The following is an 11,832-nucleotide window of genomic DNA, read 5'->3' as shown; positions in this document are numbered from 1 at the left end:
CCGGATGTTCCAGCACCACCCCCCGGCCGGGATCGATGCCCTGGTGGACGTGATCGACCGGATCGTCACCGCCAAGCAGCCGAACCGCCGGCTCCACGAACGCTACCGAGCCATGAGCGCCGACAGGCTGCGCCTGACGCTGCGTGGTTCGGTGGCCTGGGCCGACGCCGTGCACGCCCGTTTCGCGTACGCCCGGCTGCTTCTCGAGAGCGCCTCGGGCCGCAGCCGTCCGGAACTGGGCCGGGCGGTCATCGCCACCGCCGAGGCTCTGATCGCCCTGAACGGCGGCCGCGACGCCCGGCCCGGCGACCGGGCGGCCGTCGTCGACGCCACTGCCCTGCTCACCAACCCGGTCGCCAAGCCACCACCGTTCCTGAACCGGTTGAACGCGGAACGGGAGAAGGTCAAGGGCGTTCCCCGCAGCCCGTGGGAAGAGGCGCTCGGGGTCCCCGAGTCCGACTTCCGCGCGGCCGCCCGCCAGATCGGCGAGATTCTGCACCCGCCGGTCGACCAGCAGCTGGCCGTCCTGGCCGAGTCGGCGCCGCGCAACGCCGAGTCCACGGCGGCGCTGTTGCTGCGCGGCGCCCGGGAACAGGCGGCCGGTGACGGCGACGACATCGGTGCGACCGACATGTCGCAGAGCCGGATCCGGATCGCCGGCGTCACCCTGTCCGACTTCCGGGGCGTCGGCTCCGAACTGGGCATGGATTTCCGCCGCAAAGGACGACCGGCCAGCGTCCTCATCTTCGGTGACAACGGCGTCGGCAAGTCTTCCCTGGTGGACGGCATCGAGTTCGCGCTCCAGGGACGGGTCGGGCGATCGCACGACTTCGACTCCTCGTTCGCGCCGGTCCTGCGTAACCTCAACACCGAACGGCAAGCCGTCGCCACCGTGGAACTGTCCGACGGCACCGTGGTGAGCCGCACCCTGGAGCACAACGACCAGGGGCGGCTCGTCGCCGACGGCGCCCCACCGACCGCCGGATTCCGCTGGGCGCCGATCACCCTCAAACGCTCCGACCTGCTCCGGTTCCTCGACACCGATCCGCTCTCCCGGGGTGCCGTCTTCTTCGACTATTTCCCGGGCGACGCCGAACGGATGGGCGTCCGCCCCGAGGAACGGCAGGTTCTGTTCCAGGACGAGCTCTTCGCTGCCCGCGTCCGCCGCAAGACCCTCGCCACCGACCTGAGCGAACGCCTCGGCGTGCCGTTCGAGCTGGTCGAGACCGCCGAGGCGCTGAAGAAGACGCTCCGCGACCGGGTCTTCGGCGGACTCAACCAGGAGCAGGCCGTCCAGGAGGGCGTGTGGGACCGCCTCGACCAGGACCTGCGCGACCTCATCGGCACCCTCCAGCACGCCCTGTCCGACTACCGCCGGGCCAAGAAGGGCATCGAGCAGGCCGGCAACATGCTCAACCCGATCACCTACCACCGTGAGGCGGCCCAGCTGCGGCACGTGATGACCGAGGTGGGCGCCGAGCTGACCACCAGCTTCCTCAAGGTGACCAAGGCCGACTACGTCCGGGAGATCCACGTGCTGGCCGGGGAGTCCGGCCCGGTCAGCCTGGACATGGTCGTCGAGCTGAACAACGGCGAGAAGGTGTTCCCGCAGCAGATCTTCAGCGAGGGCTACCGGGACCTGCTCGCCCTGCTCTTCTTCCTGGCCGTCGCCCGGGCCTCGGTCGAACGCGGCCAGGCCCGGGTCCTCGCCCTGGACGACGTGTTCCAGAGCGTCGATGCGGGAGTCCGGCTGGGCCTGATGGCGCACGTCCTCGAACAGTTCGCCGACTGGCAGCTGATCGTCACCATCCACGACCAGCTCTGGTATCAGCAGCTGCGGTCCCTGATGCAGAAACGCGGCCACGATTTCACCGAGCATCGTCTGATCGACTGGACGTTCCGGGACGGCCCGCGCCTGTCCACCGCGACACCGAGCCCGCTCGCCGGGGTCGACGCCGCCCTCGCCGGCGAGAACCCCGCGCTGGCGGTCGGAGCCGCCGGGCACCTGCTGGAACGCATCGGGTCGGAGATGAGCTGGCGATTCCGGATCAGTGTCCAGCGCACCGAAGGTGACCGGTACACCCTGGGCGACCTGTGGCCCGGGCTCGTCAAAGCGTTGCGCCGGTCCTCGATCGAGGCCCTGATCCGCGAGATCGACGACGTCTCCGCGCTGCGCAACCTGGCCGGAGCGCATTACAACCCGTACGCCGAAGCCTTGAGTTGGGGCGAAGCCCGCTCTTTCGCGCAGAACGCACGGACCCTGTTCCTGGCCCTGAACTGCCACCGGTGCGGCGAATGGGTGACCCGTCGAGGGCCGGACGCGACCTGCCGCTGCCGCACCACGAGCGTCACCTGGAGCTGACCTGCGGCCGAACGACCCGATCCCGCGCGGCCGGTGGCGCGTCGGCCGGTTTGTCCGGTCATCGCTAGTCTGACCGAAGTGAACTGGCGCCCGGAATTCGACTCCGGGGCGCGGCGGGAACTCTGGGGACGGGGCTGAGGGCTGTGCGGTTCGTGATTATCGGTGCGGGAGCGGTCGGGGCTTCGGTGGCGGCCGAGCTGTTTCGCGGTGGGGCCGAGGTGGTGCTGGTGGCGCGGGGTGCGCAGCTGGCCGCGCTGCGGGCCGGCGGGCTGCGGTACATCCGGCCGGACGGCGAGTACACGCTGACGATCCCGGTGGCCGGCGGTCCGGGTGAGGTCGCGCTGACCGGCGACGACGTGCTCGTGCTGAGCACCAAGACCCAGGACACCGCTTCCGCCGTACGGGAATGGGCCTGGCAGCCCGTGAAGCGGGCCGACGGGCGCGACGGGGTGGCGGCCGGCGAGCTGCCGATCGTGACGCTGCAGAACGGGATGGACAACGAGCGGACCGTCCTGCGGTCGTTCGCGCAGGTCATCGGCGGGGTGGTGTCGATCCCGGCGACCTTCGTGGTGCCGGGTGAGGTGGTCAACCACGCCGAGCCGGTTCCGGCCGTGCTGCACCTCGGGCGCTACCCGGGCGGGCCGGACGCCGTCACGGACCGGGTGGCCGACGGGCTGCGGGCCGGCCGGTTCACCGTGCGGGTGGTCGACGACATCCGGGCCTACAAGGCCGGGAAGCTGCTCGGGAACATGGCCAACACCCTCGACGCGCTCTACCCGGCCAGTCCGCTGCGGGCCGCCGCCGTGAAGAAGCTCCAGGCCGAGGCCCGGGCCGTCTACCGGGCGGCCGGGATCGAGCCGGCCGAGCTGGACCTCGGCGACTTCCGGGAAGGCGTGATCGCGTCGCACCCGACGGTCGGCGCCTCGACCCGGCAGAGCCTGACCCGGGCCGTGCTGCCCGAGACCGACTACCTGGACGGCGAGATCGTGCTGCTCGGCCGGTTGCACGGGGTGCCGACGCCGGGGGCGGCGGCCATGCAGGCACGCATGCATCGCGCTCTCGCCGACGGGGTCGCGCCCGGTTCGCTCGACGACGCCGACCTGAGCGCCACCCTGCCGGACTGATCCTCCCGGGCCCGAGCCGTGTGATGTAGTCCCGAGCTGCGGGAAGGCTCCGGCACGGGCAACGGGCCGGTCGGTAATGTGCGGGGACTGCCCGACTACAGATTGTTCTGGAATAACGTGACGACCGCTGCTATCTCGACCGACCTCGTCCGGAGCCTGAACCGGGCCGGCGTGACCGACGTGCTGACCGATGCGGCCCACCGGTCGGCCTATGCCAGCGACGCCTCCCTCTACCGGGTCGTGCCGCAGGCGATCGTGCGGCCGCGGCACGACGACGACGTGCTGGCGACCCTGGCGGTCGGCCGGGAGCTCGGGATTCCGATCACGGCGCGGGGCGCGGGCACGTCGGTGGCCGGCAACGCCATCGGTCCGGGCCTGATCCTGGACTTCAGCCGGCACATGAACCGGGTCCTGGACGTCGACGGGGACGCGCGGACGGCCCGGGTGCAGGCGGGCACCGTCCAGGCGACGCTGCAGGCGGCGGCGCGGCCGTTCGGGCTGCGGTTCGGGCCGGACCCGTCGACGCACACGCGCTGCACGATCGGCGGCATGATCGGGAACAACTCCTGCGGGTCGCGGACACTGGGCTACGGCCGTACGTCCGACAATGTTCTTGATCTGAAAGCCTTCACGATCGACGGCGAAGACCTCGCGTCGTCGAAGGTCGTCGATGCGCTGCGGGATCTGATCGGGGCCAACCTGGCCGTCGGGCGGACCGAGTTCGCGACGTTCGGGCGGCAGGTCTCCGGGTACGCGGTCGAGCACCTGCTGCCCGAGAACGGGTTCAACCTGACCGAGTTCCTGGTCGGCAGCGAGGGCACCCTGGCCGTGATCACCGAGGCCACGGTGCGTCTGGTCGCCGACCCGAAGTACCGCACGCTGGTCGTGCTGGGCTACCCGGACTTCGGCACGGCCGGTGACGTCATCCCGGCCATCCTGGAGTTCAAGCCCACCGCGTGCGAGGGGCTCGACCACCGGATCTGCGACGTGGTCCGCACCCGTCGCGGGCCCGACGCCGTTCCCCCGCTGCCCGGCGGCACCGCCTGGCTGATGGTCGAGATCGCCGGCGATGACCCCGACGATGTCCGATTCCGCACAGAGAAGCTGATCGAGGCGTCGCAGGCCATCGACCACCTGATCGAGGAGGATCCGGCCAAGGCGGCGCCGCTGTGGAAGATCCGCGAGGACGGGGCCGGGCTGGCCGGGCGCGCGCCGAGCGGGCTGCCGGCGCACGCGGGATGGGAGGACTCGGCGGTGCCGCCCGCCAAGATCGGGGCGTACCTGCGGGATTTCGATGCGCTGGGTGAGCGGCACGGGCTGAGCATGATGCCGTACGGGCACCTGGGCGACGGCTGCGTGCACGTGCGACTCGACTTCCCGCTGGACAAGCCGGGCGGGCCGGGCAAATTCCGGGCGTTCCTGGAGGACGCGGCCGACCTCGTGGTCAGCTACGGAGGGTCACTCTCCGGGGAGCACGGGGACGGGCGGGCGCGCAGCGAACTGCTCAGCCGGATGTACTCGCCGGCCGCGATGACCCTGTTCCGGCAGATCAAGCACACGTTCGACCCCGGCAATCTGCTCAACCCGGGCAACCTGGTGGACCCGGATCCGGTGGACGCGAACATCCGCGTGTCCCAGGCCCGGCCGGTGCGCACGAAACTCGCGCTCGCCTACCACCACGACGGCGGCGACTTCAACCAGGCCGTGCACCGGTGCACCGGCGTGGGCAAGTGCCGGGCCGACACGACCACCCTCGGGGGCGTGATGTGCCCCTCGTTCCTGGCCACCAAAGACGAAAAAGACTCGACGCGCGGGCGGGCGCGGGTGCTGCAGGAGATGCTCGACGGGGACCTGGCGCCGGACTGGCGCTCGGATGCCGTACACGATGCTCTGGATCTTTGTCTGTCCTGCAAGGGGTGTGCTTCGGACTGCCCGACAGGGATCGACATGGCGGCGTACAAGTCCGAGGTCCTGCATCAGAGCTTCAAGGGGCGGACGCGGCCTCGGTCACACTATTCGCTGGGGTGGTTGCCGCGCTGGTCGCGGCTGGCGTCGCGGATGCCGGCCCTGGCGAACCTGATGACGAGCCTTCCCGGTATTCGCGGGTTGGCGCTCTACCTGGCCGGAGTCGACTCGCGGCGGTCGATCCCGACATTCGCCCCTCGAACCTTCAAGTCGTCTTTCAAGCCGGTAAAAGTTGGCAAGCCGGTCATTCTGTTTGTGGACAGCTTCACTGACCACTTCGCGCCGGCGATCGCCCAGGCGGCCGTGGACCTGCTGGTCGACGCCGGATACGCACCACAGGTGACCAGCCGGAAAGCATGCTGCGGACTGACCTGGATCTCCACCGGGCAGCTCGACGCGGCGCGGCGCATCCTCGGCACCACCGTGAACGAACTGCATCAAGCCGTTAAAAAGGGCATCCCGATCGTCGGGCTGGAACCCTCGTGCACCGGCGTGCTGCGGCAGGACGCGGTCGAACTCGTCGACACCGAAGCCGCCCGCGAAGTCGCCGCGGCGACCAAGACGGTGGCCGAGCTTTTGGCCGCCACCCCCGGCTGGTCTCCGCCCTCACTCGCGGGGGTACGAGTCGTCGCCCAACCACACTGCCACCACCATGCGGTGATGGGCTGGGAAGCCGACGCCAAACTGCTGAAGCAGACCGGGGCGACGGTGAAACGCCTCGGCGGATGCTGCGGCCTGGCCGGCAACTTCGGGGTGGAACGCGGGCACTACGAGGTGTCGGTGGCCGTCGCCGAACAACAATTGCTGCCCGCACTGGCCGAAGCCGAAGAAGGCGACATCTTCCTGGCCGACGGCTTCTCGTGCCGGACCCAGGCCGACGACCTGGCCGACGTGTCGGGCGTGCACCTCGTGCAACTGCTGGCCGACGCGCTGCCCCGCAAGTGATCCGCACCTTCGACTGGGACGACTACGACTCGGTCGCCGCCGTGTGGGCGGCGACCGGGGCGGACGTCCTGTCCCGCGCCGAACTCGAGACCAAGCTGACCCGAGACCCGGAGTTGTTCCTGGTCGCGGTCGCCGACGACCCCGCGCCCAGCCCCAGCCCCGGTTCCAGCCCCACCTCCAGCCCCGGCACCCCGGCCGGCCTCGGTCTCGACACCGCGGTCGGCGCTGGCCCCGACACCGCGGCCAGCGCCGGCCACGACACCCCGACCGGCACTGCTCCCAACATTGCGGCCAGCACTGGCCACGACACCACGACCGGCACTGCTCCCAACACCGCGGCCAGCACTGGCCACGACACCCCGACCACCGCGGCCAGCGCTGGCCACGGCATCGCGGGCGGCGCCGGCCTTGACGCCGTGGCAGGCGCCATTCTCGGCACCTGGGACGGCCGCCGCGGATGGATCTTCCGCCTCGCTGTCGACCCGGCACGTCGCCGCGAGGGCATCGCGACCCGGTTGGTCCACGAGCTGGAGGCGCGCTTCGAAGCCCTCGGCTGCCCACGGATCAACCTGCTCGTGATGCCGAACAACGAGGCCGGCCTGCGATTCTGGCAGCGGCACGGCTACCTGCCGGTACCCGACGTACTCTGCACCAAGCCCCTCCAGCCGCAATCCCCGGAGGAGTAACCCGACCCGCCGTCCCTTCCCGGTCCGCCTGGCGCGCGCCGCACGGACTGGTCCACTACGTCCGGCATTTTCCCGGATGTGGCACGCGCTGCGCGGACGGTCCACCTCGCCCGGCATCTTCCCTGGCGGAGCGCGCACCGCGCGGACGGTCCACCTCGCCCGGCGTCTTCCCTGGCGGAGCGAGCGCCGTGCGGACGGTCCACTTCGTCCGGCGTTTCCCGGGTGTGGCACGCGCGTGGTCGAATGAGGCATGCTGCTCGCCCCGTTGCTCGCGGCCGCGGTGGCGGCCGGCCCTGTCTGCAAGATCGACGACAAGCGCCTGGACGAGCTGTCCGGCTTGGTGGCCACCGCCGACGGCTACGTGACGGTCAACGACGGTGCCGACGAGGCCTCGCATCGGAAGATCTTCTACCTGACCAAGAACTGCTCCGTTCGCCGTACGGTCTCCTACCCGTCCCGCCCCCGCGACACCGAGGATCTGCAGCTGGGCCGGGACGGAACGCTCTGGGTCGGCGACATCGGCGACAACGGCGCGTCCCGGGACACGATCGCGCTGTGGAAGCTGGCGCCGGGCTCGTCCAAGCCGGGCCTGTTCCGCTTGTCGTACCCCGACGGCGCCCACAACGCCGAAGCCCTGCTGATCGCCCCGGACGGGACGCCGATCATCGTGACGAAAACCCCGGGAGCGGCCGGCATCTACGTACTGTCGGGCCCTCTGAAAGCCAGCGGAACCACGAAGCTGAAACTCGCCGGCTCGGTCTCGGTCCCGATCACCGCGACCAGCAACCCGTTCTCGTTCGCCGGCCGCCTCGTGATCACCGGCGCGGCCACCAGCCCGGACGGATCCCGCGTGGTCCTCCGCACCTACGCCGACGCCTTCGAGTACGACGTGACCGGCGGCGACGTGGTCGCAGCCCTCACCTCGGGCACCCCGCGCCAGATCCCGCTGCCGGACGAGCCCCAGGGCGAGTCGGTCGCCTACACGGTCGACGGCACCGCGCTGCTCACCGTCTCCGAGGGTTCGAAGCCCTCGCTCCTGCGCTATCCACTCCCCTCACCTCCTACCTCGACCTCGTCCCCGTCCGCGGCGGCTCCGGCGTCGCCCGCCCCACCGTCCGCCCGACCCTCGCCGGCCCTCGCCGCCGCCCCGGTCGCCGCCGAGTCGTCCTCCCGTCTCCCCCTGGTCCTGTTCCTGCTGGCCGGAGCGGCTGTCCTCATCGCCGTCACCGCCGCTCTCCTGCGTCGCCGCCGCCGCTCGTAACCGCCGCCCGCGGCCCGGAAGCACTCGCACCCGCCCGCAGATCACCGTGTTCCGGTCAGCTGAGGCTCGACCTCACGGACCTCACACGGACCACGCGGATTGCCGGTCTCCCCGTCGTTGAGGCTTGCTCCCCTCGGGGGTTCTGGGGGCATTCGTCCAAGGCTCACCAACTGCCGTTGACCAGGGCGGCGAAGGCCGGATCGGGATTCGCCGCGACGGTCGTGTTCGCCACCGCCAGGACGATCATGGCCACGGACAGCAGGGCGGCGACCGCACCGAACGAGCCGATCGCGAGGCGGGCACGCCGGTCGGACGGATCCGTTCTCACGAACCGGCGGCCGGCCAGCACGCTCCCGCCGACGAAGACAACAGCGAGAACAGTGGCGATGACCGCCATCGCCACGTGGTAGCGCGCGAAGTCGTCGACCATCGTCGCGACCGCCGCCGGCGGGTGGGCATCCGCGTTCAGCTGCGGGCCGACCACGTCGAGCGCGTTGCCCTGCAGCATCGGGAACAGCGACGCGAACGGCGCGACCGCGCCCTGGATGTTGGCCATCACTGCGGCCAGCGCGACCAGGCCGAGCAGCCCCGTGCCGACACCGGCCACCGCACGGGCGGGCCCGCCGGAACGGAGGAACGCTCTCCACAGCAGAACGCCGAGCGCGATCAGCACAGCCAGGAGCAGCGCGGCGATCGTGCCTTTGAACAGGTGATATCGGAACCAGTAGTCGACCACCGTCTGCAGGTGGTCACTCCGGTCGGCGTGCCAGTACTCCTCGAACGACGCGCGAAGCGCCGCCCCGAGGCCGCCCGGCAGACTGCCGGAGAGCGGACCCGGGGCGACCACGAACGCGGCGACGAGGAACGCGGCCAGTGCGGTGAGCGTTGCGGGAATCCGTTGCGTCATGCGTCCAAGCCTGCCGGAGCCGGCCGGCCCGGACCATCACGCCAGGGTGAGTATTCGAGGTAACGCCAGCACTACCGACAACTCAGAAAACGTCGATGAAGATGGGATTCGCGTACAGCCAGGTGTCCAGCCACGGGTCGCCGTCACCCGGGGTGTGGGCGATCGGGCCGTGCGGATCGATCGCGGCGCCGAGCACTCCGGCGCCGTGCCGGTTGCCGTCCGAGCCCCGGACTCGAACGTAACCGGAGGCCCGCACAACGCCGAGCGGAATGCGGATCGTGTAACGGCCACTGCGGCGGGACACGTCCACCGTCTCGACGACGCGGGTGTCCGGCGCGCGCCACGAGTCCGGGTCGGCGGCCGGGCGACCGGTCACCACGCCACGAATCACGTCCAGATGAGCAAGCTTGGGGAGAACACCATGGAAGTTCGGACGGGAAGCACTGTCCACCGTCACGGTCAGCGTGACGCGTTCGCCACGGCGCACGCGCAGCCGGCCGCCCAGCGTCGCCGAGCGGCCGTGGTCCGAGGAGAGCCGCACGTCAAGGCCGTCGACGAGCTGACCGTGGTCGACCCACACCCGCCCGGCGCGCAGGCCCGCCATCACCTCGCGGTATCCGTAACGGGTGACACCCACGTGCGTACGGCTGAATTGTCCCGGCCAGAAATCACTGCCCGGCTGCTCGACGCCGGTCTCGACCGGGTCGGGCACCTTGCCGAGGCTGTCGAAGGTCGTGCCGGCCGGGTAATCCCCGTTGCGCAGGGTGTCGTGCACGGTCCGATGGTTGTCCGAGTTGGTGGTGATCGAGAACAGCCGGCCCTCGGCGAGCAGCGCGTCCCACAGGCCACCGACCGTCGCGGTCATCCAGTCGAAGCCGCCGTAGGTGACGTAGGCCCCGATCGGGTAACCGGCGTAGGACTGGGCAGACGGCTTGTTCTCGTACTCGCCGCGGATGCTGTTCGCGCCCCGCAGACCTGGCAGGGCCGCGCCCTGGGCGCCCGGCGCGCCCTCCATCCCGATCATGATGTCGGGGGCGGCGTCCCGCCAGGCACGCATCTCGTGCGGGGAGTCGATGCCGAGCCGCGACGGGTGGTTGGCCAGCACGAGCGCGTCGTCGACGTAACCGGACGCCTTCTGCGCGGCGAGCCATTTGATCGCGGCAACGGCCAGGGCCTCGTTCGCGGGGGTGCCTTCGGTGCGGGCGAGGAGCTTGCCGTCGTACGTCTGCTCGAACTGCCGGAGCACGTCGACCTCGTGCTCGCCGGGCGGCGTGAAGACCGTCGCGTGCTCGGCGCCCGGGATGTACCACTCCAGGCCCTGGAAGATCAGCACCCGCGGGTTCTCCACCCGGGCATTGACGATCTCGGCGTGCTCCTGAGCAGCACCGATGTTCTCGTGCCCGAAGTTGCTGTGCTCGGTGAGGACCATCCAGTCCAGGCCGAACTGGGCGCCACGGCGGGCCGCCTGCGACAGCGTGTACTTCGCGTCGTGGCTGTACTGCGTGTGCACGTGGTGGTCGCCGACCAGGTAGACCAGCTCCGGGTCATGATCCGCCGGCGGCTTGCTCGTCGCCGACGCGGGCGCGGCGCCGGGCAGCGCGGTCGTCGCGGCGAAAGCGGCGCCGAACAGGCCGGCACGCTTCAGGATGCCACGGCGGTTCAGACCCTGAAGATCAAGATCATTTTCCGGTACGGCGGGGTCGGCCCACTCGGGCAGCGCACTCATGACCTCCGAACGTAGGCACACGCCCGGTTCCGGCGGCGACTCACACATGTCGAATCGATGATCTCCTCATGACCAGGCGTGTGCCCTACGGCCCGAAGCTCACGAAGTAGAAACCGATGCTCAGCACCACCGACGGAACCAGAAGGAGGGCGCCGATGACGATCGCGGCCACGGCAGGGCGACGGCCGGGCTGACCACGGCCGGTTCGCCGGAGGTGGATCACACCGACGACGACCGCGGCCAGCGCCGACACACCGAAGTCACACAGGACCAGGAACAGGGACACGCCGGCCAGCACGAGCGCCACAATGCCGAGCGCCGCCCCACCCTGCGACGCGGCCGCAGCGGACGGTTCGGCATTAGCGAGTGGTGTGGTCTTGGCGAACGTTCCGGCGCCGGAGGCTTCGAAGGGCGGGTCGGTCGGCGCGCTGTTCACATAGGCGGGCGTCGCCGAGTTGGCCGGCTCGGCGGGCCAGCCGGTCGCTGGTGACCACGTGCTCGGGGCCTCCGCGTCGTCCGTGCTGCTGCCCGAGACGGACGATCCGGTCTCGGGCGGCGCGGTCCACGGGTCCGGGATGGCGGCGGCCGGCGCGGGTGAGGAGTCCGCGGCACCGCCGGTGGAGGGCGCCCAGGAACCGGGGGCCGAGGACCAGGAGTCCGACGACGGCATCGGTGGATCCGGCGTGTGGTGATGGTGGCCGTGACCGTGATCGTGGTGGTCCATGGCGCAACATTCTGCCCGGCAGGCGGCAGAGGCACGCTCGGCCGAACGATTGGCGTCTCGCGAGATCAGGCCAGCCGGGTCGGGTTGCCGGTCCGGTGGGGCCCCGCGGGTTCGGCGTGGGCGAGCGTGGTC

General features: G+C 70.7%; 8 protein-coding genes. 5 read left to right on the top strand and 3 right to left on the bottom strand.

Translation table 11 applies throughout. The annotated features are described in order from the left end of the window. Nucleotides 1-4 precede the first annotated feature (4 nt). The 5 genes from ACSHV8_RS08840 to ACSHV8_RS08820 all read left to right on the top strand — a co-directional run bounded on the left by ACSHV8_RS08840 (nt 5) and on the right by ACSHV8_RS08820 (nt 8,343). On the top strand, nt 5-2,362 hold the full coding sequence (locus ACSHV8_RS08840; protein WP_436531209.1) for an AAA family ATPase: 2,358 nt from the start codon (nt 5-7) through the stop codon (nt 2,360-2,362). Nucleotides 2,363-2,505: 143 nt separating this feature from the next. Continuing rightward, entirely contained in the window at nt 2,506-3,486 is a 981-nt protein-coding gene (locus ACSHV8_RS08835; RefSeq protein WP_436531207.1) for a ketopantoate reductase family protein, read from the top strand. 117 nt (nt 3,487-3,603) lie between these two features. Further along, a complete protein-coding gene (locus ACSHV8_RS08830; RefSeq protein ID WP_436531205.1) occupies nt 3,604-6,396 on the top strand; it encodes an FAD-binding and (Fe-S)-binding domain-containing protein in 2,793 nt (930 codons plus the stop codon). Continuing rightward, a complete protein-coding gene (locus tag ACSHV8_RS08825; protein WP_436531203.1) occupies nt 6,393-7,082 on the top strand; it encodes a GNAT family N-acetyltransferase in 690 nt (229 codons plus the stop codon). The genes ACSHV8_RS08830 and ACSHV8_RS08825 overlap by 4 nt, the downstream gene beginning before the upstream one ends. A 250-nt stretch (nt 7,083-7,332) precedes the next feature. Continuing rightward, on the top strand, nt 7,333-8,343 hold the full coding sequence (locus ACSHV8_RS08820) for a hypothetical protein (RefSeq protein WP_436531201.1): 1,011 nt from the start codon (nt 7,333-7,335) through the stop codon (nt 8,341-8,343). A 163-nt stretch (nt 8,344-8,506) separates the two neighbouring features. Here the strand turns inward: ACSHV8_RS08820 and ACSHV8_RS08815 are convergent, their stop codons facing one another. The 3 genes from ACSHV8_RS08815 to ACSHV8_RS08805 form a co-directional block, all read right to left on the bottom strand. Next, entirely contained in the window at nt 8,507-9,250 is a 744-nt protein-coding gene (locus ACSHV8_RS08815; RefSeq protein WP_436531199.1) for a hypothetical protein, read from the bottom strand. Between the two features lie 82 nt (nt 9,251-9,332). Next, nucleotides 9,333-10,976, bottom strand: coding sequence for a PHP domain-containing protein (locus ACSHV8_RS08810; protein WP_436531198.1), 1,644 nt, complete (start codon nt 10,974-10,976; stop codon nt 9,333-9,335). 85 nt (nt 10,977-11,061) lie between these two features. Further along, nucleotides 11,062-11,700, bottom strand: a complete 639-nt coding sequence (locus ACSHV8_RS08805; RefSeq protein WP_436531196.1) for a DUF4190 domain-containing protein — start codon at nt 11,698-11,700, stop codon at nt 11,062-11,064. Nucleotides 11,701-11,832 lie beyond the last annotated feature (132 nt).

The organism is Actinoplanes sp. HUAS TT8, from assembly GCF_051380535.1.
In the GTDB taxonomy this organism is placed as follows: Bacteria; Actinomycetota; Actinomycetes; order Mycobacteriales; family Micromonosporaceae; genus Actinoplanes.
Note: the sequence above shows the minus strand (reverse complement) of the source record. Positions and strands in the feature narration are given on the sequence as shown.

Bases quoted from the DNA above. Each gene is read 5' to 3' on its own strand.
- ACSHV8_RS08840 (WP_436531209.1), top strand. From the start codon at position 5: ATGTTCCAGCACCACCCCCCGGCCGGGATCGATGCCCTGGTGGACGTG.
- ACSHV8_RS08820 (WP_436531201.1), top strand. From the start codon at position 7,333: ATGCTGCTCGCCCCGTTGCTCGCGGCCGCGGTGGCGGCCGGCCCTGTC.
- ACSHV8_RS08815 (WP_436531199.1), bottom strand. From the start codon at position 9,250: ATGACGCAACGGATTCCCGCAACGCTCACCGCACTGGCCGCGTTCCTC.
- ACSHV8_RS08810 (WP_436531198.1), bottom strand. From the start codon at position 10,976: ATGAGTGCGCTGCCCGAGTGGGCCGACCCCGCCGTACCGGAAAATGAT.
- ACSHV8_RS08805 (WP_436531196.1), bottom strand. From the start codon at position 11,700: ATGGACCACCACGATCACGGTCACGGCCACCATCACCACACGCCGGAT.